The organism is Flavobacterium granuli (genome assembly GCF_031456055.1).
Taxonomy (GTDB): domain Bacteria; phylum Bacteroidota; class Bacteroidia; order Flavobacteriales; family Flavobacteriaceae; genus Flavobacterium; species Flavobacterium granuli_A.
The window spans coordinates 700984-727519 of sequence record NZ_JAVDTX010000001.1 but is presented as its reverse complement, the minus strand read 5'-3'; the positions used below and the strand labels follow the sequence as shown (position 1 = coordinate 727519).

Here is a 26536-nt window from a genome sequence, read left to right as displayed (position 1 = left end):
TTCGCATAGAATTTATTTTGCCACTAAACCAAAAAGCCTTTCACATAATCCTCAGTCATTTTTTCTTTTGGATTCAAAAGAACTCTTCCGTAAGACCAAAACTCAATAGTTTCTTAAAACCAAAAGTTAACTTGGCTTTTACGTCAAGTTAACTTTTGGTTTTAAGAAGTTATTAAAATTACTATAAGGTATATTTCAAAGTAATCCCATAAGTAATTTGATCTCCCAACACTGCTGCATATTGTCCAGTATTTCCTCCTGCAGGCAACAATTGTTCATAATAATTTTTGTTTAAAAGGTTGCGACCCCAAACGTGGATCGATAAACCTTCCGCAGCACGGAAACCTAGACGGCCATTGAAGATAGCATAACCAGGAACAACTAAATAAGTTGATGCTGAAGGGCTTGATGAGAATTCTGAACGAGCATAGCCATCAAGAGCTACAAAGAATTTTCCAGCATTTGAAAAGAATTTGGCATCTTTAGTGTATTCACCACTTAAACTTCCAGCCCATTCTGATACACCTGGTAAATCAGTTCCAGAAACATCCTTATAGTTTACAGCAACTCCATCGACAACGGTTCCGGTTTCTTCTAATGGAAGAGGTGCATTGGTGAATTTAACATACTTACCGTCGGTATAAGTTGCAGCTCCGTAAAGGGTAAAATGTTTACTAATAGTAAAACTAGCATCTAGTTCTGCACCTCTTACACGTACTTCGTCTGCATTGGCAAGATATCCACGATTCACTCCCAACTCTGCAGCTTGTACATTCGTTTGAAAATCTTTGATATTTGTATCGAAGTAAGTCAAGTTCAATATTGAATTTTTGAAAGGAGAAGTTTTTACTCCAAATTCATAATGATTTACATCTTCTGGTTTAACTACTGCAAGATCACCTAGAGTTTGACCTGCAGGAGGAGTAGGAAGTCCAGCTACGTTCACACCAACTGGTTTGTAACTTTTTGCATAAGTACCATAAACATTGATTTTTTCAGTTGCTTTATAAGAAACTGTAATGTTTCCTGAAAAGTCTGTATCATCAATATCTGTTGAAAAATTTTGATTGCTATAAACCGCTTTTTTAATAGCTAATAGTTGTGGATCGTTCGTTTGAAGACCTCCGTATGTTTTACGGTCATAATCTGCAATTTTTTTATCAAAATTATATCGTAAACCTGGTAGAATATGTAATTTGTCCGTTACGGCCCAATCCAACTGACCGAAAACGGCAGTACTTGCAGAATGTATTTCAGCATTGGTTTTTATACCGTATCCTTCAAGAAGATTAGGTGTTTCCCATAATGCTAATGGTACGGGTGTGCTCACGCCATTGTTATTATAATTAACGCTTTGTTGAGAAAATCTCCATTGAGCATTACCTGATTCTTCAGTACCTTTTGTTTTTGATGTTTGATCAATGAAAAAGAAACCAGCAACACCAGTTATTCTTGACGTAATCTTACCTGCATAACGAACCTCTTGAGTTATTTGTGTTTGTCTTGAAGGGTTTTGCGATTTGGCAAGTACCTGCAAACCTGTGAAATCCCTATCATTGGACGGATCCCAAGTCCAAAAACGCCAAGCTGTGGTTGAGGTAAGTGTTCCTCCGCCAATTTTAGTGTCAATATTAAGGGATGCTCCACCTAAATCTTGTCCTGAACGCCAAGGGGTATCGTGGTCAATCTTTCGGTCAAAGGCATTCAAACTTGGCAATTGATAATTCAAATCAGCAATAATTGCATTAAATTGGCGGTAAGGTTTTCTTTGTGTAGGTGCAACGCCAGCAACAACTTGAGCATATCCGTCATTATGTTGAGTAGTAATATCTCCAGCCAATATAATATTTGTGTTTTCAGTTGGTTTATAAAGCAATTGGCCTCTAATACCTTGATTGTTTAATGTGTTTGTTGGTTTCCCAGATACGATATTTTCAATTATACCATCACGTTGTGTACCAGAAAATGACAATCTACCAGCTACTTTTTTGCCCAAAGCTCCAGTAACCGAAGCCTTGGCTTGAAGATAGGCGTAATTTCCGTAGCTTACTTCGAAGTCAGCACCAGAGGTGAAGCTTGGTTTTCGAGAAGTAATGTTGAAAGCACCAGAAGTTGTGTTCTTACCAAACAAAGTTCCTTGTGGCCCACGTAACACCTCAATTTGCTCTACATCGATAAAATCAAGAGTTGTTGCCGCTGGACGTGCATAATAAACACCATCTACATAGAAACCTACACCTGGATCGATACCATCATTGGTAAGCCCGAATGGAGAACCTAGTCCACGGATGTTGATTCCTGTATTTCTTGGGTTTGAAGAATAAAGTTGTACAGAAGGAACCAATTCTTTAATACGGTTCACGTTGAATGCTCCAGTTTGTTCAGCCTGTTTACCAGTTACAACAGATATTGCAATTGGAACATCTTGAACTTTTTCTATTCGGCGTCTTGAAGAAACAACCACTTCGACCAAAACATTTTCATTTTCTGGTGTTAAGCTGATTTCTAATGGAGTTTCCGTTGGTTGGCTGATTTTTATTTCTTTGGTAGTATAACCAACATATTGTATTAAAAGAGCAAAAGGAAGTTTTTCGTGAGTATCAATGCTGAATTTACCATTGGCATCAGAAGTTGTATTGTATTTTGTCCCTTTTATAATAATGTTTGCACCTGGCAAGAAATTATTTTGATTGTCAGTAACAGTTCCTGTTACTTTACTTTGGGACCATGAAGTAGAAAAAATTAATAGAAGTAATAAGCTTGAAATTGTTTTTATAGATATAGTTTTCATTATTTTTATATATTATATGTAATTAGTAGAATTTAAAAATGTTTTTTTATTGTCTAGCACATACACATACAACACATCACTTGAGTGATATTTTTTTCAACACTTGATAGATTAGTTATCTTTTTTGTTTTCCTGACTTCAATTTTTTTGTTTGTAATTGTTTGCATAAGGATAAATTTGTTGTTAATGATAAGTTAATTCTTTGCAAAGATATATAAATTCTATAAATTTAGTATAGTTTGAAAAATATTTTTTTATTTTTTTACCAACGAGGCAATAGTAATACCTTGCATTGCCTTCAAAGTTTCCTCGCGAATAGTTATTAATCCGTGTCGTAATGCGCATTCAGACTCACTTACGCAATCAGAACAGCGTTCGTAAAAATTTAATGAAGCACATGGAAGTAATGCGATTGCACCATCAAATAATCGATGAATATCGGCCAAAGTGATGTTTTCTTTGTCTTTTAAAAGATAATAACCACCATATTTCCCTTGTTTACTGCCTACAAAATGGCCTCTTTTTAAATCCAATAATATCTGTTCCAAAAACTTTTTTGGGATAGAAGCCCCTTCCGCAATTTCAATGGTTCTTGAAATATGGTTTTCATCTTGTTGCGCTAAATATAGAAGCGCTTTAAGGGCATATTTGGTTTTATGTGAAAGCATTCGGAATAATTATTTTTTTTATAATGTATAAAACTTGGATGAATTCTTTTTGAGAATGCATTTAGGATTCAAATATAGACTTTTTTTTAATTTTTTAATTTAATTTTTGAAAACAAACGAATCCTTGTTGTATCTCCGTTTGGAATTTCAATGTTATTTATGTTTGAGGAGCTTTATCCAGCTATACACTATATCTATTGTCCCGAACCCCGGGTCAATAGGATGCCGTTTCCATCTGGGCTAGGGGATTCGTTTTCATAATAAACGTTGTTATTTAAAAACACAAAAGAGAATTCTTTATGAAATCTCTTTTGTGTTTTGTTATTTTTTTACCAGCTTCCGCCGGAACCTCCACCAGAGAATCCACCTCCGCCAAAACCACCGCCGAAGCCACCGCCACCGAAACCACCGCCTGATGATCCACCAAAACCACCGCCGCCGCCTCTTCCAAGGCTGCTTAGAAGGATAACATCCATTAGGCTTGGGCCAACACCGCCGCCACGGTTTCCTGAATTACCGCTTCCGCCACCTTTGTTTTTGGATAGTAATATCAAAACAATGGCTACAATCACAATGAATGGTAAAATTGGGAAATCTTTTCCTTTGGTTTGTTTGCGTTCGCCTTTGTATTTGCCTTTGAAAACATCAATAATGGCATCAGTTCCTTTGTCTAAACCTCGGTAATAACTACCTGCTTTAAATTCTGGAATGATAATATTTCTGGTGATTTCTCCGCCAATTCCAGCTGTCAGTCTGTCTTCCAATCCATAACCTGGGGAGATCCATATTTTTCTTTCGGCTTTCGCCAATAAAATAAGGACACCGTTATCATCTTTTTTGGTTCCACCAATTCCCCATTGGTGTGCCCATTTGGGAGTAAGAATACCAATGTCTTCGTTTTTTAGACTTTCTATAGTGATCACAACAATTTGAGTTGTCGTTGAATCCGAATATTTGATGAGTTTTTCTTCTAGTTGCGATTTTTCCTCAGGACTTAGAATATTGGCATAATCATAAACTGAAGTTTGGAAACTGGGTTTTTCTGGAATTGTAAATTGTGAGAAGATGCAATTGCTTGAAAAAAACACAAGAAGAAAGAAGATGGATTGTAAAATTCCTTTGGAATTTGAGTTTTTCATTGTTGGATTTTTCATTGGTTATCCTTTTGATATTTCGTTTGACAATTCGTTGGTGTCGCCTTCTTGCCAAGGGAAATATTTTTGCAATCTTTCTCCTGCCCTTAGTATACCATCAACAAGACCTTGCTTAAAGTCTCCTTTTTTGAATTGAGAAGCCATCACATCACGGGTGCAATCCCAAAAATCAGGTTCGACTAAATCGTTAATACCTTTGTCACCACAAATAATAAAATGATGGTCTTCAACAGCGAGGTAAATTAGAACTCCATTTTTAAGGTCGGTCTCATCCATTCTTAATTCATGAAAAACTTCCTTGGCACGATCATACGCATCCAAGGAAGTTGTTTTTTCTATATGAACCCGAATCTCACCTGAAGTGTTTTTTTCGGCTATCCGAATAGCTTCAACAATTTCTTGTTCATCTTCTTTGCTTAAAAAATCTTCTACTTTTGACATCGTATAATTTTTAAAAACCCCGCCATGGCGGGGTTTGATTTTTTTAGAATTTTACTTCAGCAGGTTTGTCTGCACCAGCTACTGCTTCGAAATATGGTTTTTCTTTAAGGCCATACATTCCTGCCAAGATATTTCTTGGGAAAGTATTAATGTTGTTGTTGTAAGGCTTAACGGCTTCATTAAAACGGGTTCTAGCTGTTAAGATTTGATTTTCTGTACTAGCTAGTTCATCCTGTAATTTCATAAAGCTTGCATCAGCTTTCAGGTTTGGATATTGCTCAACACTAACCAATAATTTTGATAAAGAAGAAGAAACTCCTGATTGTGCCGAATTGAATGCAGCTAGTTGTTCTGGGGTAACGTTTTTTGGGTCAATTGTAATTGAAGTAGCTTTAGCACGAGCTTCGATAACAGCTGTTAAAGTGCTTTTTTCATGTTCAGCATATCCTTTTACGGTGTTTACTAAATTTGGAATAAGATCATTTCTCCTTTGATAAGAAGTGTTAACATTTCCCCAACTTTCTTTCACGTCTTGTTCAAGTGTCACTGCATTATTATAAATTCCAGAAGCCCAGCTGTAAAGTCCAATGATTACTACTGCTACTATAATCCAAGGTAAAAATCTTTTAAAATTCATAATTGTTTAATTTAAGGTTTGTTTGTTTTTATTTATTGTTATTGCAATTCGTTTTTAATGTTAATTAGCTGCATTTTTATAGTTTCTAATTTACTGATAATTTCAAATTTATCCATTGTTTTCTTTTGGCCTTCCTTCAGATGGATTTTAGCACCTTCTAAAGTGAATCCTCTTTCTTTGACTAAATGATAAATAAGTTGAAGGTTCTTGATATCTTCGGGTGTGAACATTCGGTTTCCTTTGGCATTTTTCTTTGGTTTGAGTATGTCAAATTCACCATCCCAAAAACGAATCAGTGAAGCGTTTACATCAAAAGCCTTGGCAACTTCGCCTATACTATAGTATCTTTTGTCTTTTGGAAGTTCAATATGCATATTTTTATTTTGAATAATTTTTTTTAATTTTCTTTCTATCCTACAAGTTCGTTCAGATGGCGACTGAAATGCTTCGCAAATTCGTTGTCGTTCAGGTCTGAAATCTGCCAACTGAAAAACTAATCCAAGGATTGATTTTCCTGATTCGCTATTTTAGAAATAGCAACGTATTCGACTGCCGAAATATTGCCGTAATAAAAATTTAATGGGTTCACCACTTTTCCGTTTTTGTGAACTTCATAATGTAAATGTGGCGCTTCGGAACGTCCTGTGCTACCTATATATCCTATAATGTCTCCTCGTTTTACTGATTTTCCAGGTCTGCAGTTGTATTTACTCAGGTGCGCATAAAGGGTCTCGTACCCATAACCGTGCCTGATTACAATATGGTTTCCGTATCCAGAAGCAGTATTGTCTGCTTTGGCGACAACTCCATCTCCAGTGGCGTAGATTGGTGTTCCTGATTTGGCCGTAAAATCCATTCCTTCGTGCATTTTTCTGGCTTTGGTAAATGGGTCCGTTCGGTACCCGAAACCAGAAGCCATTCGTTTTAGATTTTCATTTTTTACAGGCTGTATTGCCGGAATTGCCGAAAGCAGTTTGTCCTTCGCTTTGGCCAATTTTATAATTTCGTCCAATGATTTGGATTGGATTGCGAGTTCTTTACTCAAGGCATCTATTCTTTCGGTAGTGCTGGTTACCAATTTTGAATTGTCATAACCTTGCAGGGCGACATAACGGTTTACTTTATAATAGCCTGCTTTTCGTTCTTCTTCCGGAATGGCGGCTGTATTGAAATAAACTCTGTATAAATTGTTGTCACGATCCTCAATATCTTCAATTACATCATCTACTTCGTCCATTTTTTTGTTTAAAATGGCATAATTCAATTTTAGATTTTCAATTTCTCGTGCTTGCAAACGATCTTTTGGTGTGTCAAAATATGGAGTGTTCAATAGTATTATGAAAGTCAAAAAACCAAACAATGCCGAGGCTAATAAAAACAGAACGGCAAAGCCAACTTTTCTCCTCTTTCTGATTTTTATTTTGCGATATGCTAGATTTACGGAATCGTAATAATATTTTACTTTCGCCATATTTTAAAATACCCTATTTTTGCAAATTGTAAAGGATAAGTCGAACAAATTTAATAAATGTTTCAGTTGTTCGACTCTTTTTTTAATAATAAATAAATGACACCTGTCTTTATAGAGACGCTAAGATTCCAAGATACTAAGAGACTGAGTTTTTTAGCTTAGAATAAAGTTCTTGAATAGCTGGTTTTTCCAATAAAAGACTCTAAGTTTCTAATTTTTTTAAGGCTTAGTAACAAAAAAATAAACAAATTACTGAATATATACAGCAAAAATGAAATCACAAGACGTACGTAAACAATTTTTAGATTTTTTTGAAAGTAAAGGGCATTTAATTGTTCCATCTGCTCCGATTGTTCTTAAGGATGATCCGACTTTGATGTTTAATAACTCGGGAATGGCTCAGTTTAAAGAGTATTTTCTAGGCCTGGGAACTCCAAAAAGCAACAGAATTGCCGATACGCAAAAATGTCTTCGTGTTTCCGGAAAGCACAACGACTTGGAGGAAGTAGGGATTGATACGTATCACCACACAATGTTTGAGATGTTGGGGAATTGGTCTTTTGGAGATTATTTCAAAAAAGAGGCGATTCATTGGGCTTGGGAATTATTGACCGAGGTGTATAAAATTCCAAAAGACATTCTTTATGTTTCGGTTTTTGAAGGAAATCCTGATGAGAATGTTCCTTTTGACCAAGAGGCTTGGGATATTTGGAAAACATTAATTGACGAAGACCGAATTATTCTTGGAAACAAAAAAGATAATTTCTGGGAAATGGGCGATCAAGGACCTTGCGGACCTTGTTCTGAAATTCACGTTGATATTCGTTCTGCTGAAGAAAAAGCTTTGGTTTCTGGTAAATCTTTAGTGAATAATGATCACCCGCACGTAGTGGAGATTTGGAACAACGTATTTATGGAATTCAACCGTAAAGCCGATGGTTCTTTAGAGAAATTGCCTGCTCAACACGTGGATACAGGAATGGGATTTGAGCGTCTTTGCATGGTTTTGCAAGGAGTTCAGTCAAATTATGATACCGATGTTTTTACTCCGCTAATCAGAGAAATCGAAACGATTACTGGTACAAAATATACCATTAAGGCAAAAGACGAAGAAGAGGAAAAAGTAAATATTGCGATTCGTGTAATTGCGGATCACGTTCGTGCGGTAGCTTTTGCTATTGCCGATGGTCAGTTGCCATCGAACACGGGGGCAGGATATGTAATTCGTAGAATTTTGCGTCGTGCGATTCGTTACGGTTTTACTTTCCTAGATACGAAAGAACCTTTTATATATAGATTAGTAGACACTTTGAGTACACAAATGAGTGGTTCTTTTCCAGAGATTCGTTCACAAAAAGCGTTATGTTCAAATGTGATTCGTGAGGAAGAAAGCTCTTTCTTGAGAACTTTGGATCAAGGATTGGTTTTATTGGATGCTGTTATCAATACCAATTCCGGTACTGTAATTGATGGTAAAAAAGCATTCGAATTGTATGATACTTATGGTTTTCCAATCGATTTAACGGCTTTGATCTTGTCTGAGAAAGGATTAGAATTGGATGAGAAAGGATTTCAGGAACAATTGCAATTGCAAAAGGAACGTTCCCGTGCAGCTTCTAAAGTGACTGCAGGAGATTGGAATGTTTTGGTTGAAGATGATGTTCAGGAATTTGTGGGTTACGACCGATTGAAACACAACGTTAAAATCACTAAATACCGTAGAGTGGATAGTGTAAAAGATGGGGAGATTTACCAGTTGGTTTTTAATTCTACACCTTTTTATGGTGAAAGTGGAGGACAAACGGGAGATAAAGGATATCTGGAAGCTCAAAACGGTGACATTATTTATATTATTGACACCAAAAAAGAAAACAACCAAACTGTACATCTAACTAAATCATTGCCTGATAATTTAACGGATAGTTTTACGGCTGTGGTGGATGAAAATCAGAGAGCAAAAACATCTTCGAACCATACGGCAACCCACTTGTTGCACCAAGGATTGCGAAAAATATTGGGTACTCATATCGAGCAAAAAGGTTCGATGGTGCGTTCTGCTTCTTTGCGTTTTGACTTTTCTCATTTCTCTAAAGTAACAGATGATGAACTTAAGGAAGTTGAGGATTTCGTTAATGCTAGAATTCGTGAGAGTTTGCCCTTGATAGAAAAAAGAGCGATTCCGAAAGACCAAGCGTTGCAGGAAGGTGCAATGGCATTGTTTGGGGAGAAATATGGGGATTTGGTTCGAATGATCAAATTTGGTGACTCAGTGGAATTATGTGGAGGAACACACGTTCCGAATACTAGTGATATATGGCATTTCAAAATTACTTCTGAAGGTGCTGTTGCGGCTGGAATCAGACGTATTGAGGCAATTACCAGTGAAGCTGCTAAAGATTTTTTTGAATCGCAGTTGATTACTTTTGCTGAAATCAAAGAAGTGTTGAAAAATGCTGTAGATCCTGTAAAAGCGATTCAGTCCATTCAGGATGAAAACGCTTCTCTTAAAAAGCAATTGGAAGTTTTATTGAAAGATAAGGCCAAAAATATGAAAGGTGAATTGGCTAAGGAATTACAAGATATTAATGGAATTAAATTCCTTGCGAAGCAAGTTGATTTGAGCCCTGAAGGAGCAAAAGACTTGGCTTATGAATTGGGAACATTGGGAACAAATATATTCTTGGTTTTGGCTACAGCCGACGCAGGAAAACCAACATTATCTTGTTATATCTCAAAAGAATTGGTTGCTGACAAAAAACTAAACGCAGGCCAGGTGGTTCGCGAATTAGGAAAATATATCCAAGGTGGAGGAGGAGGACAGCCTTTCTTCGCTACCGCAGGAGGAAAAAATACAGATGGAATTGCTGAGGCTTTGACGAAAGCAGTTGAGTTTGTGAAGTAGTTTTCAGGAGTTAATTCATTGCCTTTTATAAAGGTGTTTGAAAAATATAAGCCTTAAATAATCCGTTTCTAGCGGATTGTTTAAGGCTTTTTAATTTATAATCTAGTTTTTGTTTCTAAAACTTAAACCAAGCATAAGGTTCATTGGTAAAATTCAATGCTCTTGGTAAATCATCTCCTGGTGTGACTTTTAATTCAGGTTGAAGCGAAGGGTTGGAAGGATATTTTTTACCATCAAATTTTACAATTCTGTTTTTGTGGCCACTTTGAATGAATAAGTTTTTCCAACCGGAAGATTTATCGGTATCAATCACAACAGGATAATTGGCAACAGTAAATTTGGTGATGATTGCACCTTGATTGTCCAAAATATATTGGGTGCAGCCTCCAGAACCACAAAAATAAGGACCTGTCAAACCTACTAAAATTTCTTTTTTGCCATCATCATTCAAATCATATTCAAAGAAAATGAACCTTTTGCTATAATCATCGATGACGTTTTTGGAAAGATCGTCTTTGTATATATTTTGCAAGGTCAATCGAACGATATTGGCAGTTTCTAAATTTGAAGAATTGATGCCATATTTCCCAGCGGGAATTGTGTCTGTAGGGTCAGGATCTACAATACTGTCTTTAAGTTTAGCTGAAAGCGTGTCTTTGGTTACAGTTGTTGTGTTAGTTTTGTTTTGGCTTTCGGTTGTTTCTTTTTTGCAAGAAATAAAAGTAAGTGACAAAAGAAGTACTAGAGTTAAGATTTGCTTAGTCATAATTTTCATTTTACATAAATAGGGCTTCTTTTTAGTAAGTAGGAAACGGTGTCCATCCAGCTGTCTTTTAGATTAAACATAGGCTTTCTGTTTTGAGTATATATTTTGGTATTATTTTTATACATATCAAAATAGACGTGATAATCAAACAATAATTGGGTATTGGTATTGGCAACAGTAGCTTCATTTGCTTTTACTTTATTGTCATTTACTTTTGCGTTTTGCGAAGTATAAGCTGTTGATGTTTTATTTTCGGTTACTGTATAAGATACTTTTGCTGCAATAATATTATCTACTCCAAGTATTCTTTGAAGCTCGTCTATTGGTGTTTCATCGATATTTTTATAATCGATACCTGCTTTTCGTAGCAAACTATTTGTTGTTCTTAAATCCTGAACTGTCAACGATACTATATGAGAAGATTTGTCTAATAGTTTGTTGTAAATATCGTTTTGGGCGAATTTAGACATCTCTTCTGAGTCGGTCATATTTTCAGAATTTACAAAAGGGACAGGCAATACAGCGATTGTGTTTTGCTTGAAGGTTGCTGCCTGATTTACAGAAGTGTTGTTTGCTTGACTTGGAACGCTTTCGGCTTGGGCAAAAGTTTGTGATCTTCCGCTGGCAAAATCAATTCGCGCAATTTTAGAAACAGCAATTTCAATAGTCATGGTTTCATTTGGCATCGAATAGTCAACAGTTTTATCTGATATTTTTGAAATAGTGCATTCAATGACTTGATAATCTTTTGTGATGATTTTGTCGAGTTTTTTTGCTTGTGAAAAAGCAGATGCTGATAATAAAATTAGCATTAATACGGTAAGTGCTTTTTTTAGAGTCATTTTTTAAAATTTAATTATTAGAATTCTAATTTGTTTTTCAAATCAAGAAATATTTTAGAAGTTTATTTTGTGCTTTTAAATTGTTGATTTTAAGATTGTTGTTTGTTTTTGTGAAGAGTTGCTCTTACTATCAAATTTAATCAAATTAATTGGTCTATTAAAATATATGGATGTAAATTCTGTATTTTTTATTTCGTATTTTTGGAAGGTTAAAAACACAAAATGAACTTTACAACCAAAATTGATATCCCAAAAAATCTCAACCCAATAGACTACAACTCCAAAATTGTCTCCTTGGGTTCTTGCTTTGCGGAAAATATGGGAGATAAATTCCAATATTTTAAATTTCAAAGTGCAATCAATCCATTCGGAATTATTTTTAACCCGGTTTCTATTGAGAAAATTATCCATAGAGTAGCAAACGAAGTTTTATTTACTGAGGAAGATATTTTTTTTCACAATGAACGTTGGCATTGTTTTGAAGTTCATTCGGATTTAAGTCATTCGAATAGAGAAGATTTGTTGACAAATCTGAATCAGATTCTTATAGAAACCAAGAAGCAATTGCAGGAAGCAACCCATATAATTATTACGTATGGAACTTCCTGGGTGTATAGAAATATAGAAAAAGATACTATAGTTGCCAATTGCCATAAAGTACCCCAAAAGCAGTTTGCCAAAGAATTACTAACCGTTGAAACGATTCAACAAAGTATTGAAAACACAATCCGTTTGGTTCAATCTCTAAATCCAAATTGTAATTTCATTTTTACCGTTTCGCCGGTGCGTCATCTCAAGGATGGTTTTGTCGAAAATCAAAGAAGTAAATCTCATTTAATTACGGCAATTCACTATCTGCAATCTGGATATTTTCCCAGCTACGAAATTATGATGGATGAACTCCGGGATTATCGTTTCTATGCCGAAGATATGTTGCATCCTAGTCAAATCGCGATTGATTATATCTGGGAAAGATTTAAAGAATCGACTATTTTAGAAACAATATATTCCACAATGGATGCTGTTGAAAGTATTCAAAAAGGGTTGCAACATCGTCCATTTAATCCTCATTCAGATAGTCATAAAAAGTTTGAAGCCAATCTTCAGTCGAAAATCGCTACATTAGTAGTTGAATATCCATTTATGAAATTTTAATTATGCTAAAAAGAATTATAGTTGGGGCAGTAATCGTAGTGGCAATACTATTGGCATTCAAATATTGTGAATTCAAAAAAGGAGACGATTCAACTTTAGATTACAATACCAATTTGATTCAGCAGCAAATCGTGAACGTGGGTAAATTAGTGGTTACCGAAGGACATTTTTCGGAAGTTGTTACCTATAAAAACCAACAAAAATATATGATGGATATGCTTTCTTTTGAGAAAAAAGCATTGATAATCGTCAATGCCGATGTTACCGTATCCTATGATTTACATCAAATGAAATACGATATTGACGAAGCCAATAAAACCATCACAATTATAAGCATCCCAAAAGAAGAAATAAAAATAAGCCCGGACATCAAGTTTTATGATGTCGAACAAAGTCAGATGAATCCGTTCACGGGAGATGATTACAATAAAATCAATAAATCTGTAAAGGCAAATTTGGCAAAAAAAATAGAAACATCCACATTGAAATCGAATGCACAAAACCGTTTGATAAGTGAACTTTCCAAGATTTTGATTCTAACAAACACAATGGGTTGGAAACTGCAATACGAAGGCAAAGTCATTGAAAATGAAAAAGACTTTGTGACAAAAGTAAAACTTTAAGACTATTTTTTTAATTTTAGAATAGCTAATAAATTGTTGAATTTCAGTTTAATAATTATATGGTTCAACAATAATTCTGAAACATATTATAGGAATTATGTAACTTTTAAAATCATAGTTATTGCATATTTGTAGATTAAAGAAATCCCAAGCAGACAATGAATACTCAAAATTCTAATTTACTTATTTACAAAGATTCTATATGGGCAAAAAACTAAATCCTTTTGTGAAAAAAGCGCTGCGTATTCTGCTTTGGAGTGCTGTTACAATTGTGATTTTTTTGTTATCCATTATAATACTGATCCAAGTCCCCGCCATTCAGAATTTTGCAAAGGATAAAGTACTTACTTATCTTAACGACAAGCTTAAAACCAAAAGTTCCTTAGACAGGATTGCAATTAGTTTTCCCAAAACTGTAGTACTCGAAGGTTTTTATTTTGAAGACCAACATAAAGATACATTGCTGAGCGGTAAACGATTGGAGATTGATATTGATTTGTTTAAAATCATCAATCACAAAATCGAAATAAATTCCATTGAACTTGAAAACACAACCGCCAATATATCCCGAAGTAAAGATTCAGTTTTTAATTTCGATTACATTATTAAGGCATTCGCTTCTACCGAGCCGAAAGATCCTGAAAGTGAACCCTATGTTATATCAGTTGTTGATGTGGATTTAAAGAACATCAAGTTCAGATTCAAAGACGATTTATCCAAGAATGACATAAAAGTAAAACTTGGAGATTTCAGCACAAAATTCAAAAAGTTTGATTTGGATAAAATGGATTTCAATATTCCATACATTGATTTGAATGGATTGAATGTGGTTTTAAATCAGGATCTAGTTGAAAAAATTGCCAAAGTTTCCGTTAAAACAATTGATACGATTTCCAAAAGGAGCGATTTTAATTTGGAACTAAAAAAAATCACATTGTCTAAAATTAATGTTGCCTACGACAATGCAGATTCCAAAATGAATTCCAAACTAAGCTTGGGACAACTAAAACTTTTGGTCAATGATTTAAATATAAAAAATCAAACACTCGATTTTGATACGTTTGAAGTCAAAAATCTAAAAGGAAATCTACTGCTTGGAAAAAAAGATAAGCAAATAAAAGCACCAAATTTAGACACTACTGCCATTCCCAAAAAAGCTTGGAAAATGAAATTGAAATCATTGGACTTGCAAAACATTGCTTTCAAGTTTGATGATATGGATTCTCCCGCAATTGCAAACGGAATGGATTACAAACATCTTGATTTGAATGGATTTAATACCAAAGCGGAGAAGATTTATTTTGCAAATAACACCATTTCGGGCAACGTAAAATCATTAACCGTAAACGAGAAAAGCGGACTCGAAATTCAACAGCTCAAAACACAATTTTTTTACGGCCCAAAGCAAGCATATCTGACTGATTTGTATGTTAGAACTCCTCAAACGGAATTGAAAGACAAAATAAAAGTGAGTTATCAATCGCTTGCCAGTCTTTCAAAAAATGTAGCAGATTTATCGGTTGATGCTAATTTGAGTCAGTCAAGAATTGGTTTTAAGGATGTTTTACTTTTTGCGCCACAACTTCGAAAAACAAATCCTTTTCAATCGAATCCAACTGCTGTTGTGTACATCAATTCAAGGGTAAATGGAAAAGTAAAAGATTTGAATATTCCTTATTTTCAGATGCAGGGAATTGGGAATACGAAAGTCTCTGTTTCGGGTAAAATTAAAGGGTTGCCCAATTACGAAAAAGCTTTCTTCGATTTGGACATAAAAAACCTGACATCTTCTTCACGTGACGTAATTTCGTTTGCTCCAAAAGGATCGCTTCCCAAAGAAATTCGGCTACCGGAACAATTTTATGTTAGCGGAAAATTCAAAGGTTCCATCGATAATTTCAAAACAAAATTGTTGTTAAACAGCAGTTATGGTAAAGCCAATGTGGATGCGTTGTTTGACAAAAGAATTAAAAACAGTGAAAAATATGATGCTGTCATTGCCTTTGATAATTTTAATTTGGGAAGATTAATCAAAAATGATTCCTTGGGAAAAATTACGCTGAATGCAAAAGTTAAAGGGCAAGGATTAAATCCGAAAACTGCAAATGCTCAGTTATCAGCGATTGTAAAAAAAGCAAATTTCAATAAATATACATACTCAAACATCGCTTTAAAAGGTTCTATTGCAAAAGGGAATTTTGATATAAAGGCCGACAGTAAAGATCCAAATCTGAAATTCGTATTGGATGCAAATGGAGGTTTTAAAGATAAATATCCTTCTGTAAAATTAAATCTGAATCTTGATATCGCTGATTTAGAGAAGCTCAACTTGCACGCTGGTCCAATGAAACTTCGAGGGAACATAGTTGCAGATGTCCCCAATACCAATCCGGATTATCTAAACGGGGAAATAGTGGCTTCGAATATCCAAATTTTGCAAGATGCAGAACCTGTTGTTTTGGACGTCGTTAAAATTATTGCTTTTTCAGATGATCAAAAAAACAATATCAAAATCACTTCTCAATTTATAAAAGCAGAAATTGATGGCAAATACAAATTGACGACTCTTTCGGATGCGATAAAAAATTCGTTATCAAAATATATAAATATTCAGACCGCAAAGTATAAAGCCAATTCAGAGAAACAACAATTTGCCTTTACTGTTGCTGTTCAAAATGATCCTATTTTATACAAATTGATTCCAAAGTTGACTGGATTGGAACCTGTAAATATTTCCGGAAGATACAATAGTGTTGGCGATACAATTAAAATAAAGGGAACAATCCCGAGGGTTATTTATGCTGAAAACACAATATCTGACGGGAAAATAAATGTCGAAACAATCAATAATGCTTTGGAATATAAGGTTTCTGTGGCAACGATTGAAGGTGCACAATTTAAAATTCCATTTGCAAGTTTATCGGGAAAAATAGAGAATAATATTCTTTCCTATGCTTTGCAGGTACAAGATAAAGACAAAAAAGATCAATATTTTATTGCAGGCGAATTGCTTCACGAGGATTCAAAAAACACTTTTAAACTAAATGCTGAAAAATTAGTTTTAAACTATGATAAATGGAATATAAATCCAGAGAATTCAATTGAATTTGGAGATAAAAGACTTTATGTAAATAAATTTTATTTGGATAATTCCGGTAATGAACTTAAGATTCAATCTCAAAATAATCAGAACAATGCCCCGCTTCACGTTGATTTTGTGAATTTCAAAATAGAGACAATTTTGAATGTAATAAAGAAAAAAGAATTGTCGATGGAAGGGGTAATAAATGGACCTGTGGTATTCGAAAACCTAATGGTGAATCCTATTTTTACTTCGGATTTAACGATTGATAAGTTTGCTTTCGGAGGAGAAGCGGTTGGGAATATCACTTTAAAAGTTGATAACAAAACGACCAATATTCTTTCTGCAAATATGACTCTTTCCGGAGAAGGGAACGATCTTGCCCTTTTGGGGACATATAGGATTGACAGTGAAAATTTCGACCTTGACTTAGATATAAATCAATTAAATGTAAAAAGCATTCAAGGGTTTTCGTTGGGAAACATAACCGATGGTAAAGGTGCTTTGTCTGGGCAATTCAAAATTATCGGAACTGTTTCAGAACCAAAAGTAAATGGAGAATTGTTGTTTAAAGATGCAGGTTTCCGAATCACAAAACTCAATTCTTATTTTACTGTAAATGATGAAAAAATAGCTTTACGAAATGAAGAAATTGCATTTGATAACTTCTCTGTTTTTGATGAAAATGGAAATGAACTCGGCGTAAACGGTAAAATGACAACCCAAAATTTCAGAGATTTCAATTTTGATTTAGCGGTAAAAGCGGATGATTTTAGGGCAATACATTCTGAGGTAACCGATAATGATTTGTTCTACGGCGATCTGTTTTTGGATACCAAATTGAAAATTGGAGGAACGCTTGATAATCCTGTTGTTAATGGAAATGTAGAAATAAACGACGAAACAAAATTTACAGTTGTACTTCCTCAATCTGACCCTTCTATTGTTGACAGGGAAGGAATTGTAGAGTTTGTAGATGAAGATAATCTGTATTTAAAACAAACGGTTGAATTGCAGAAAGAGCTGAATCAATCGAAATTAATAGGAATGGATGTGTCGGTTGCAATTACTATTGATAAGGAAGCCGAATTTACGTTAGTGATTGACAAGGGAAATGGTGATTATCTGAATTTAAAAGGAGAAGCTGAACTTACCGCAGGAATTGACCCTTCCGGAAAAACTACGCTAACGGGTAAATACGAGTTTGATAGTGGTTCTTACGAAATGAATTTCAACATGATCAGACGAAAATTTGATATTCAAAAAGGCAGTTATATCATTTGGAACGGAGAGCCAACAATGGCAACTTTGAATATTACGGCTGTATATGAAGTTAATGCAGCGCCATTGGATTTGTTAAGTGATCAACTTGGAACAGTAACTCCAGAAGTTAAAAATACCTATAAACAAAAAATACCATTCCATACTTTATTGAAGATGAATGGCGAATTGCTAAAACCAGAAATTACTTTTGATATTACTTTACCTGATGGAAATTATGATGTTTCGTCGGATATTGTGAGTGCATCGCAAACAAAGTTAGAACAGTTGAGACAAGATCCATCGGAATTAAACAAACAGGTATTTGCCTTGTTATTGTTAAATCGGTTCGTAGGCGAGAATCCTTTTTCCAGTGAAAGCGGAAGCACAAGTGCCGAATATCTTGCCCGACAAAGTGCAAGCAAAATACTTTCACAACAGTTAAATGACCTTGCTGGAGATTTAATTGCCGGAGTTCAACTAGAATTTGATGTGGAATCGAGCGAAGATTACACTTCGGGGGCCAAAGAAACGCGAACCGATTTGAATGTGGGAATTTCAAAGAAACTTTTGAACGACAGATTGAAAGTGACAGTAGGAAGCAGTTTTGGTGTCGAAGGAGCAGAACGAGCCAATGAAGATGCATCCAATATTGCGGGTGATGCTTCTTTAGAATACCAATTGAGTAAAGACGGAAGATACATGATTCGGGCGTATAGAAAAAATGAGTACCAAGTGGCGATTCAAGGCGAAATTGTGGAAACAGGCGTTGTCTTTATTATCACGATGGAGTACAATAAATTCAAAGAGCTTTTTAAGCGTAGCGCCAAAGAAATTGAGATTACGAAAAAGGAACAAATTCGTAAAGAAAAAAAGAGATTAGAGAAAGAGAAGCAAAAAGCGAAAGTATCTTATGCCAAGTAGACATTCAAAATATTTTTTAATCCTGAGCTCATTCTTCATTTTAGGATGCGGTAACACTAAGTATTTGCCTGAAGGTGATTTGCTCTATACGGGCGGTTCTGTAACAGTTGAGGATTCAATTATAAAAAGAAAAGACAGGAAAGCATTAGAAACCGAATTGGAAAATCTTTTGCGTCCCAAACCAAACAGCGAAATATTGGGGTTAAGACCAAAATTATTCTTTTACAACTTAGCAGGAAAGCCCACAAAAGACAAAGGCTTTCAGCATTGGTTAAGTACCAAAGTGGGGGAGCCACCAGTTTTATTCAGCAAAGTAGATTTAGAATATAATGCTTCTGTCTTAAGAAATTATACCGAAAACAGAGGGTATTTTAAAACCAAAGTACAGTCAGATTCTACTAGACATGGTAAAAAAGCCACGGCAGAATATATCGTTCGGCCTTCAAAACAATACAAAATTAAAAATGTTTCTTTTCCGGATGATTCCACTGCTTTGGGCAAATCGATTGCCAGAACTCAAAGGAGATCCCTTTTGATTCCGGGCAATCCTTATGATTTGGAAGTCATAAAATTGGAACGCGAGCGCATTGATGCCAGATTAAAAGAAAAAGGATATTACTTTTTTAATCCCGATTATATTTTGGCTCAAGTGGATAGTACCAAAGGTGACCACGAAGTAAGTATTAGACTGAAAATAAAAGAAGAAACACCATCAAAAGCAAGGAAACCCTATACCATAAATGACATTATTGTCTATCCAAATTATTCTATTCTAACGGATACTATTGCTTATAAAAAGGAGGACATTATGCAATACAAAGATTTTACGATTATTGATTCTGCCAAGACTTTTAATCCAAGAGTATTTGACCGCACTTTGTATTTTAAAAAAGGGGATTTGTACAACAGAAAAAACCATAATTTATCCTTAAACAGGTTTGTGAATTTAGGCACATTTAAGTTTGTAAAAAATGAATTCAAAGTGGATGATTCAATTCCAGATGCCTTAAATGCCTATTATTATCTAACATTGTTGCCTAAAAAGTTTCTTCGGTTTGAAGTAGGAGCCAGTACTAATTCGGCTGGATATACAGGAACCGAAGCAAAGATTAATTGGAACAACAGAAACTTTTTTGGCGGAGCCGAATTGTTTACGCTTTCCTTATTTGGAGGTATTGATTTTCAGGTTTCAGGTCAGAATGGTGGAAATGATATTTATACTTTTGGAGGCGAAACGAGCTTGGTATGGCCTCGTTTAGTCGCTCCTTTTAAATGGCAAAATTCGAGTGAATTTGTTCCAAGAACAAAAGTGCTTGTCCGCTATGAACGTCAAAGCAAAGCAGATCAGTATACGTTGAATTCTTTCAAAACGTCTTTTGGTTATTTATGGAAAGAAAGCGTCAGAGCTGAACACGAATTGAAAGTATTGGAAATTAATTATGTGAGTCCTGAAGAGGTAACGGATTCATATTTGGAAGAAATTAAGACAAATCCATCATTAGGAAAAGTAATCGAAAAGCAATTGATTTTTGGTCCTACCTATTCTTATACTTTTACCAATACGATGCAAAAAAGGAAAAAGCATACAGTATATTTCAATGGTGAATTGGATTTAGCCGGGAATGTTACGGGATTGCTTATGGGGGCAAATGCCAAAAAAGGTGATACTATTAAGTTCTTTGATGTGCCTTTCAGCCAATTTGTAAAAGTCAAAGGAGATTTTAGACATTACTTAAAGCTCGGTGAAAATAGCAAGTTAGCCACTAGATTAATTGCTGGTGCTGGATATGCTTATGGGAACAATACCGTTATGCCGTCGTCCAGGCAGTTTGTTGCCGGTGGACCCAACAGTATCCGAGCCTTTAGGTCACAATCGATAGGGCCAGGAAGTTATAAAAATACCGATCCAGATGCTGAATTTTTAGAAGATCAATTGGGGGATATAAAATTAGAATTCAATACTGAATACAGAACCAAATTATTCAGTATAGTAAACGGAGCTTTGTTTTTGGATGCGGGTAATATTTGGCTTCTGAATGAAGATAAAAACAAACCCGGTGGTCAGATTTCAAAAGATTTTATGAAACAAATTGCGGTTGGAGTAGGAGCAGGATTGCGTTTTGATTTTTCTTTTCTAATCCTGCGAACAGATCTCGCATTTCCAATTAGGCAGCCTTATTTGGTTAACGGAAGCAATTGGGTGATTGACGACATCGATTTTGGAAGCGGAGCTTGGCGTAAAGACAACCTGATGCTCAATATCGCAATTGGTTATCCTTTTTAATGATTATCCACTGCATTCTATTATAAATTTTAGGAGCAGAAAGAATAGGGATTTTTGGAAAGATGGTTTCCTGCTTTCCGTTTCAATCTTATAAGCCGAACCCCGGCTTATAAGGATTTCTACTTCAATCGGGGCTAAGGAGGGAGATTTTGATTTTTTGCGATCATCCCAAAAAAAGAAAAACACAAATTTTCACTTAAAAAAGAATCTGTGAAAATTTGTGTCTGTATGTTTTTACTCTATGTCTGTAATTCTAATATGTTGTTTCTTCGTTTTCAAAAATTAACTCCAATCCATTCGAAATTAATTTTTCGATTTCGGGACGTTGTTTTTTAAGGTTCTCCAAATGCAAAAGTATTTGCTGCATTAGATTAGTTTCGTTTCGAGTGTTTAAAAGTTCAATCAATTCCACAGAAAGTAACCAATCGTTTGGATGATTATTTTGAATTTTTTCAAAAATTGGTTCTAATGAAGTCGTTGTGTCATTAGATTCACGAATGTTTCTTACGGTTTGGTACAATATTTCCAAATCGTCTCTTTCAGCAGTTTGTTTGGCTTTAATGGTTTTGCTCGAAGGTACGTGCGAAATCAAATCAAAACTGTTGACATCGGCTGGTCCAGAAAAAGCTGAAACCAATTTTTTACCGACCGCCATATCATAATTCCCCCATTGCGGTTGGAACAAAACAGTGTCTCCGTGAGTAACCGTACAGTTCTTAAAACAAATTAAGATAATCTCTCCGTGAAGATTTCTCTTTCCGGTAATGATTTCTCCAACCACTTTTATATCGCCTTCAAATTCCAAAGTGGCAGTTTGTCCTTCATAAACGCCATAAGCTTTTAAGTCACGTGGACTCATATCTTCAATTGCCAGATTGATTCCTTTTAGTTTTCCTATTGGGCTACCAAAACCTTCAGGATGCGTACTCGTTCCGTGACCTACCAATTCTTTTTCGCGATACGATAAAGCAGTTTTGCCCGTGGTTTGAAAGTAAATTGGTTTTCCTTCCTGATCAATAACATTTGTAAAGACTCCTGAAATCTGTAAACCGGTGCTCAATTCAACTGTTCCCAATGCTTTAGAATGGATTAGTTTTTTTATTCCAGACATTCCTCCCGTACGCAAAGCCATAGTGTTGGCAAACTCTTCCAAAATCAAACTCAAGTAAGCAAAATCGGGAGTCACATACAGCTGTGGTTGTAATTTGGTAATATCAAAACTTTGGCTGACAGCCGAAAAATCATAAGGGATTTTCTTCACGTTATCTGTCATACACCAAGCGCTTTCACCAATGGACGACAATAAACCAGCACCGTATATTTTTGGATTTTCCAATGTGCCTATTAAACCATATTCCACCGTCCACCAATGTAGGTTCCGGATTTGGGCCATTTCCGATAATTCACCCATATTGTTTTGCAAATCTTCAACTGCTTTTTCGGCAGCTTCAATTTCAGCTTTTGGTGTGCCTTCTGCCTCTTTCAAAATAGAAAGCAACCGAATGGCTTCATACATTTCATAATCTTTATGCGAAGAAATGGCTTTACAACCTATTTCTCCAAAACGACGTAGATATTCCGCATATTCAGGATTAGCAATAATAGGGGCGTGACCGGCACCTTCGTGAATAATGTCTGGTGCTGGAGTATATTCAATATGTTCGAGTTGGCGAATGTCTGATGCAATTACCAAAACATTATACGCCTGAAATTCCATAAAGGCATTCGGTGGGATAAAGCCATCAACTGCAACGGCAGCCCATCCAATTTCGCTAAGTATGCGGTTCATACCATACATACTAGGAATGTTGTCTACTTCAATTCCCGTTTTTTTCAATCCTTCAAGATACGAACTGTGAGCTACCTTCGAGAGATAATTTACGTTTTTACGCATTACATATCTCCAAACCGCTTGGTTTATAGGTGTGTAATCACTGTAATCCTGAGGTTTTATAAACTGTTTTAAATGTTTCGGCAAACGGTCTAATAATGGATTGCTTTTTATTTTTGTGTTCATAACGAAAACGATATAGTTTTTATGCAAAAGTACAATTTTCAAAGGCTAAAAAGAAGTTTTTTAACCATGACTTTAGCTAATTGTAATGTTGTATTGTTATTTGAATTTGTTAATGCAGCAAAAGTAACACAATGATTTTAAAAATGAATTACCGCAGATTCACGGATTAAAATATTTTAATCTTAGAATCTGCGGTAATTTTATAATTTTTTCTTTTTCTGTTTTTACAAAAGCGGATGTTTCGCTTCATGCCTGAAATACTCAATTTTATAGTTGAACATTTCTGCCATATTTTGGCCTCTAAGTTTGGCTTCTTCAGCTAGTGGACCTACGAATAAACTGTCAATGGTACTCGTGAAAATCTCCATCCAGCGAGTAAAGTGTTCTTTTTCGACAGGAAGTTGTTTGTGTGGAGGAAAAGGGCTTCCGGAATAAGTGTGTTCATTCAGCAGGATTGTTTGCCAAAATCGGTACATTTTTTCTAAATGTTCCGGCCAGCGATCTCCAATTCTTTCTTCGAAAATAGAACCAATCAGTTCGTCTTTTCTAACATTCGAGTAGAATGTGTCTACCATTAATTGAATGTCTTCTATGTTTGTTATGTCTTTATTTGTCATGATTTCTGGATATAAAAAAAACCTACGTAAAGGTAGGTTTTTTTAAAAACTAAATTATTTTTTCTTTTCTGTTTTTTCCTTGTCAACAGGTTTTGCAGGTGGATATTGTGCCAAAATTTGGGTCACAATATCATTTACTATTGCGTCTTTTTCTGCCATGTCTTTAGAAAGCGTTCCAGTACCTTCTCCTTGCCAGATTAGTTCTTTTTTCTTGGCGTCGATGAGGTCAATGTATAAGGTTCCTTCGGTAGAGGAGGTAACTGTAGTATGTCCTCCATACATATAAGGGTTCCATCCCCATCCCCAACCGTAGCCATAACCGGCATTGAATTGGTTTACACTGATTTCTTCTCGGGATTTAGTGAAAATGTTAATTAATAAATCGGGATTTTCACTTTTGGTAAATCCTTTGGACTGCAATTGTTGATCGATGGCATTCAGGATTCTTTTTTTATCCAAATCAGAAATTTCGACTTTATCAATACCAGATTTCATAAATGCAAACGTTTTGTATTGCGTAAAATCTACCGATCTGTCGTAATCAGAATATACTTTTACTGTGTCACAAGAGGTAACAATGAAAAGTAATAATAAGGGCAGGAATTTAAATGTTTTCATGTTTATGTGGTTTATGTTGCTGTAAATTAACTGCAAAAATCGTACCAATTAGTTTTACTCTAAATTAGTTAAAAAAAATCATTTTGACAAGAATTTCCTCAAATACATTTGTTTGCAGTTAGTTGTGTTAGCCCTGATAAAAGTGGAAAGCATTTTTTGATAAACGAGTATTTTTTTCTTGAACAAAAAAAGCGACCAGAGGAAGCTCTTTTTGTTCTTAGAAAAAAACGAGTTTATAAAAAATCTTGAAGCGAATAGCAGGATTAGCTTCCAGAAAGTATCTTAATTCAATAATTGATCATCCACTAAATTTGGTAGTGTAACTTTCAATAAAGGTTCTACTTCCATAGCGCGTTTTATTGCAAAAACAGCGCCTTCGTTACGAGCCCAGCTCCGTCTTGAGATTCCGTTATTGACATCCCAAAATAACATCGAAGCCAAGCGTCTAGATGCTTCTTTACTGCCGTCCAACACCATTCCAAAACCACCATTGATAACTTCACCCCAGCCAACGCCTCCACCATTGTGTATGGAAACCCAGGTTGCACCACGGAAACTGTCTCCAATCACGTTTTGAATTGCCATATCTGCCGTGAAACGGGATCCGTCATAAATATTCGAAGTTTCTCGGTAAGGCGAATCGGTTCCCGAAACATCGTGATGATCGCGTCCAAGAACTACCAATCCTATTTCACCTTTGGCAATAGCCTGATTGAAAGCTTCGGCAATTTTTACACGACCTTCGGCATCGGCATATAAGATTCGGGCTTGAGAACCCACGACCAATTTATTTTCTTGTGCGCCTTTTATCCACTGAATATTATCCTGCATTTGTTGCTGAATTTCTATTGGAGCAGTTTTGGCCATTTCTTCCAAAACTTGACAGGCGATTGCGTCTGTTTTGGCTAAATCTTCAGGCTTTCCAGAAGTACAAACCCAACGGAAAGGTCCAAAACCATAATCAAAACACATAGGTCCCATAATGTCCTGCACATAACTTGGATATCTGAAATCAATATTATTCTCGGCCATAATATCAGCACCAGCACGGGAAGCTTCCAATAAAAAGGCATTTCCATAATCAAAGAAATACGTTCCTTTGGCTGTGTGTTTATTAATAGCTGCTGTGTGACGACGCAATGTTTCCTGTACTTTTTCCTTGAATAAATCAGGATTATTTGCCATCATATCATTGGCTTCTTCAAATGAAATTCCAACCGGATAATAACCTCCAGCCCACGGATTGTGAAGCGAAGTTTGGTCGGAACCCAAATCGATATAAAGGTTTTCTTCGTCAAATCGTTCCCAAACATCGACCACGTTTCCGAGGTAGGCGATAGAAACGGTTTCGTTATTGGCTTTCGCCAAAGCTACTCTTTTGACTAATTCGTCAATGTTTTCAACTACTTCATTAATCCAGCCTTGACTGTGGCGTATGTGGGTGATTTTTGCATTTACCTCGGCGCAAACCGTGATACAGCCCGCAATATTTCCCGCTTTGGGCTGTGCGCCGCTCATTCCTCCAAGACCCGAAGTCACGAATAAACCTCCTTTTGGACTGCGCTTTATTTTTCTAAAACCATTCAAAACTGTGATTGTCGTTCCGTGCACAATTCCCTGTGGCCCTATGTACATATAACTACCCGCGGTCATTTGCCCGTATTGGGAAACTCCCAAAGCATTCATTTTTTCCCAGTCATCAGGTTGCGAATAATTTGGGATTACCATTCCGTTGGTCACCACAACTCTAGGAGCTTCTTTATGAGAAGGAAACAATCCCATAGGATGCCCGGAATACATTGTCAATGTTTGCTCATCGGTCATTTCCGATAAGTATTTCATCGTCAATAAATATTGCGCCCAGTTTGAGAAAACTGCACCGTTTCCTCCATAGGTAATCAATTCGTGTGGATGTTGCGCCACTGCATAATCCAGATTGTTCTGAATCATCAACATAATGGCTTTGGCTTGCTCGCTTTTTCCAGGGTATTCCGAGATTGGGCGGGCGTACATTCTATAATCGGGACGTAAACGGTACATATAAATACGTCCGTAAGTTTCTAGTTCGTTGCGAAATTCAGGAATAAGTTCAGCGTGATGCTTCGGGTCAAAATAGCGCAAAGCATTACGAAGCGCCAGTTTTTTCTCATCGTCAGATAAGATTTCTTTCCGTTTCGGCGCGTGATTAATGTTGGCTTCATACGGTTTTGGCTGTGGTAATATAGAAGGAATCCCTTGTTGTATTTGTTCTTGAAAAGTCATTTTTTTGTTTTTAAATCTAAAT

The 26536-nt window shown here is 35.6% G+C and carries 18 protein-coding genes; 5 read left to right on the top strand and 13 right to left on the bottom strand.

Translation table 11 applies throughout. The features are described 5' to 3' along the window. Positions 1 to 181: 181 nt before the first annotated feature. From J2W95_RS03115 to J2W95_RS03085, 7 genes are all read right to left on the bottom strand, one after another. Entirely contained in the window at positions 182 to 2791 is a 2610-nt protein-coding gene (locus J2W95_RS03115) for a TonB-dependent receptor (protein ID WP_310003853.1), read from the bottom strand. Positions 2792 to 3045: 254 nt separating this feature from the next. Next, the gene (locus tag J2W95_RS03110; RefSeq protein WP_310003851.1) at positions 3046 to 3459 is read right to left on the bottom strand and encodes an RrF2 family transcriptional regulator; all 414 of its coding nucleotides are present in this window, start codon (positions 3457 to 3459) and stop codon (positions 3046 to 3048) included. Between the two features lie 329 nt (positions 3460 to 3788). Then, positions 3789 to 4613 carry a TPM domain-containing protein gene (locus tag J2W95_RS03105; RefSeq protein ID WP_310003849.1) on the bottom strand — a complete coding sequence of 275 codons (825 nt, stop codon included), beginning with the start codon at positions 4611 to 4613 and terminating at the stop codon, positions 3789 to 3791. Positions 4614 to 4616: 3 nt separating this feature from the next. Continuing rightward, positions 4617 to 5054 carry a TPM domain-containing protein gene (locus J2W95_RS03100; RefSeq protein ID WP_310003847.1) on the bottom strand — a complete coding sequence of 146 codons (438 nt, stop codon included), beginning with the start codon at positions 5052 to 5054 and terminating at the stop codon, positions 4617 to 4619. 43 nt (positions 5055 to 5097) lie between these two features. Further along, positions 5098 to 5691 (bottom strand): LemA family protein, encoded by a 594-nt coding sequence (locus tag J2W95_RS03095; RefSeq protein ID WP_310003845.1) that lies wholly within the window; start codon positions 5689 to 5691, stop codon positions 5098 to 5100. Positions 5692 to 5729: 38 nt separating this feature from the next. Then, entirely contained in the window at positions 5730 to 6065 is a 336-nt protein-coding gene (locus tag J2W95_RS03090; protein WP_310003842.1) for a MerR family transcriptional regulator, read from the bottom strand. A gap of 119 nt (positions 6066 to 6184) precedes the next feature. Then, positions 6185 to 7162: a M23 family metallopeptidase gene (locus J2W95_RS03085; protein WP_310003840.1), complete on the bottom strand. Its 978-nt coding sequence runs from the start codon at positions 7160 to 7162 to the stop codon at positions 6185 to 6187. 271 nt (positions 7163 to 7433) lie between these two features. Here J2W95_RS03085 and alaS point away from each other — a divergent pair, with 271 nt between their 5' ends. Continuing rightward, complete coding sequence (gene alaS / locus J2W95_RS03080; protein WP_310003838.1) at positions 7434 to 10064, top strand: alanine--tRNA ligase; 2631 nt, start codon at positions 7434 to 7436, stop codon at positions 10062 to 10064. A gap of 115 nt (positions 10065 to 10179) precedes the next feature. Here the strand turns inward: alaS and J2W95_RS03075 are convergent, their stop codons facing one another. Next, positions 10180 to 10830, bottom strand: coding sequence for a hypothetical protein (locus tag J2W95_RS03075; RefSeq protein WP_310003836.1), 651 nt, complete (start codon positions 10828 to 10830; stop codon positions 10180 to 10182). Positions 10831 to 10835: 5 nt separating this feature from the next. Further along, complete coding sequence (locus tag J2W95_RS03070; protein WP_310003834.1) at positions 10836 to 11672, bottom strand: hypothetical protein; 837 nt, start codon at positions 11670 to 11672, stop codon at positions 10836 to 10838. 222 nt (positions 11673 to 11894) lie between these two features. On the opposite strand from J2W95_RS03070, the gene J2W95_RS03065 reads away from it, so the two are divergent. The 4 genes from J2W95_RS03065 (at position 11895) to tamL (ending at position 21000) form a co-directional block, all read left to right on the top strand. Further along, the gene (locus tag J2W95_RS03065) at positions 11895 to 12827 is read left to right on the top strand and encodes a GSCFA domain-containing protein (protein ID WP_310003833.1); all 933 of its coding nucleotides are present in this window, start codon (positions 11895 to 11897) and stop codon (positions 12825 to 12827) included. Positions 12828 to 12829: 2 nt separating this feature from the next. Beyond that, entirely contained in the window at positions 12830 to 13450 is a 621-nt protein-coding gene (locus J2W95_RS03060; protein WP_310003831.1) for a DUF4230 domain-containing protein, read from the top strand. A 202-nt stretch (positions 13451 to 13652) separates the two neighbouring features. Beyond that, on the top strand, positions 13653 to 18716 hold the full coding sequence (locus J2W95_RS03055) for a translocation/assembly module TamB domain-containing protein (RefSeq protein ID WP_310003829.1): 5064 nt from the start codon (positions 13653 to 13655) through the stop codon (positions 18714 to 18716). Continuing rightward, positions 18706 to 21000, top strand: a complete 2295-nt coding sequence (tamL, locus tag J2W95_RS03050) for a translocation and assembly module lipoprotein TamL (protein ID WP_310003827.1) — start codon at positions 18706 to 18708, stop codon at positions 20998 to 21000. The genes J2W95_RS03055 and tamL overlap by 11 nt, the downstream gene beginning before the upstream one ends. Positions 21001 to 21253: 253 nt before the next feature. On the opposite strand, the gene J2W95_RS03045 is transcribed toward tamL, so the two are convergent. The 4 genes from J2W95_RS03045 to J2W95_RS03030 form a co-directional block, all read right to left on the bottom strand. Beyond that, positions 21254 to 23017, bottom strand: a complete 1764-nt coding sequence (locus J2W95_RS03045; protein ID WP_310003826.1) for an aromatic amino acid hydroxylase — start codon at positions 23015 to 23017, stop codon at positions 21254 to 21256. Positions 23018 to 23241: 224 nt separating this feature from the next. Further along, on the bottom strand, positions 23242 to 23634 hold the full coding sequence (locus J2W95_RS03040) for a group III truncated hemoglobin (protein WP_310003823.1): 393 nt from the start codon (positions 23632 to 23634) through the stop codon (positions 23242 to 23244). Between the two features lie 54 nt (positions 23635 to 23688). Further along, positions 23689 to 24252: a DUF4136 domain-containing protein gene (locus J2W95_RS03035; RefSeq protein WP_310003822.1), complete on the bottom strand. Its 564-nt coding sequence runs from the start codon at positions 24250 to 24252 to the stop codon at positions 23689 to 23691. 282 nt (positions 24253 to 24534) lie between these two features. Next, positions 24535 to 26514 (bottom strand): urocanate hydratase, encoded by a 1980-nt coding sequence (locus J2W95_RS03030; protein WP_310003819.1) that lies wholly within the window; start codon positions 26512 to 26514, stop codon positions 24535 to 24537. Positions 26515 to 26536: the final 22 nt, after the last annotated feature.

Coding starts and splice junctions, on each gene's coding strand:
- alaS (WP_310003838.1), top strand. CDS start 7,434: ATGAAATCACAAGACGTACGTAAACAATTTTTAGATTTTTTTGAAAGT.
- J2W95_RS03045 (WP_310003826.1), bottom strand. CDS start 23,017: ATGAACACAAAAATAAAAAGCAATCCATTATTAGACCGTTTGCCGAAA.
- J2W95_RS03100 (WP_310003847.1), bottom strand. CDS start 5,054: ATGTCAAAAGTAGAAGATTTTTTAAGCAAAGAAGATGAACAAGAAATT.
- J2W95_RS03085 (WP_310003840.1), bottom strand. CDS start 7,162: ATGGCGAAAGTAAAATATTATTACGATTCCGTAAATCTAGCATATCGC.
- J2W95_RS03095 (WP_310003845.1), bottom strand. CDS start 5,691: ATGAATTTTAAAAGATTTTTACCTTGGATTATAGTAGCAGTAGTAATC.
- J2W95_RS03030 (WP_310003819.1), bottom strand. CDS start 26,514: ATGACTTTTCAAGAACAAATACAACAAGGGATTCCTTCTATATTACCA.
- J2W95_RS03115 (WP_310003853.1), bottom strand. CDS start 2,791: ATGAAAACTATATCTATAAAAACAATTTCAAGCTTATTACTTCTATTA.
- J2W95_RS03065 (WP_310003833.1), top strand. CDS start 11,895: ATGAACTTTACAACCAAAATTGATATCCCAAAAAATCTCAACCCAATA.
- J2W95_RS03035 (WP_310003822.1), bottom strand. CDS start 24,252: ATGAAAACATTTAAATTCCTGCCCTTATTATTACTTTTCATTGTTACC.
- J2W95_RS03110 (WP_310003851.1), bottom strand. CDS start 3,459: ATGCTTTCACATAAAACCAAATATGCCCTTAAAGCGCTTCTATATTTA.
- J2W95_RS03090 (WP_310003842.1), bottom strand. CDS start 6,065: ATGCATATTGAACTTCCAAAAGACAAAAGATACTATAGTATAGGCGAA.
- J2W95_RS03055 (WP_310003829.1), top strand. CDS start 13,653: ATGGGCAAAAAACTAAATCCTTTTGTGAAAAAAGCGCTGCGTATTCTG.
- J2W95_RS03060 (WP_310003831.1), top strand. CDS start 12,830: ATGCTAAAAAGAATTATAGTTGGGGCAGTAATCGTAGTGGCAATACTA.
- tamL (WP_310003827.1), top strand. CDS start 18,706: ATGCCAAGTAGACATTCAAAATATTTTTTAATCCTGAGCTCATTCTTC.
- J2W95_RS03075 (WP_310003836.1), bottom strand. CDS start 10,830: ATGACTAAGCAAATCTTAACTCTAGTACTTCTTTTGTCACTTACTTTT.
- J2W95_RS03070 (WP_310003834.1), bottom strand. CDS start 11,672: ATGACTCTAAAAAAAGCACTTACCGTATTAATGCTAATTTTATTATCA.
- J2W95_RS03105 (WP_310003849.1), bottom strand. CDS start 4,613: ATGAAAAATCCAACAATGAAAAACTCAAATTCCAAAGGAATTTTACAA.
- J2W95_RS03040 (WP_310003823.1), bottom strand. CDS start 23,634: ATGACAAATAAAGACATAACAAACATAGAAGACATTCAATTAATGGTA.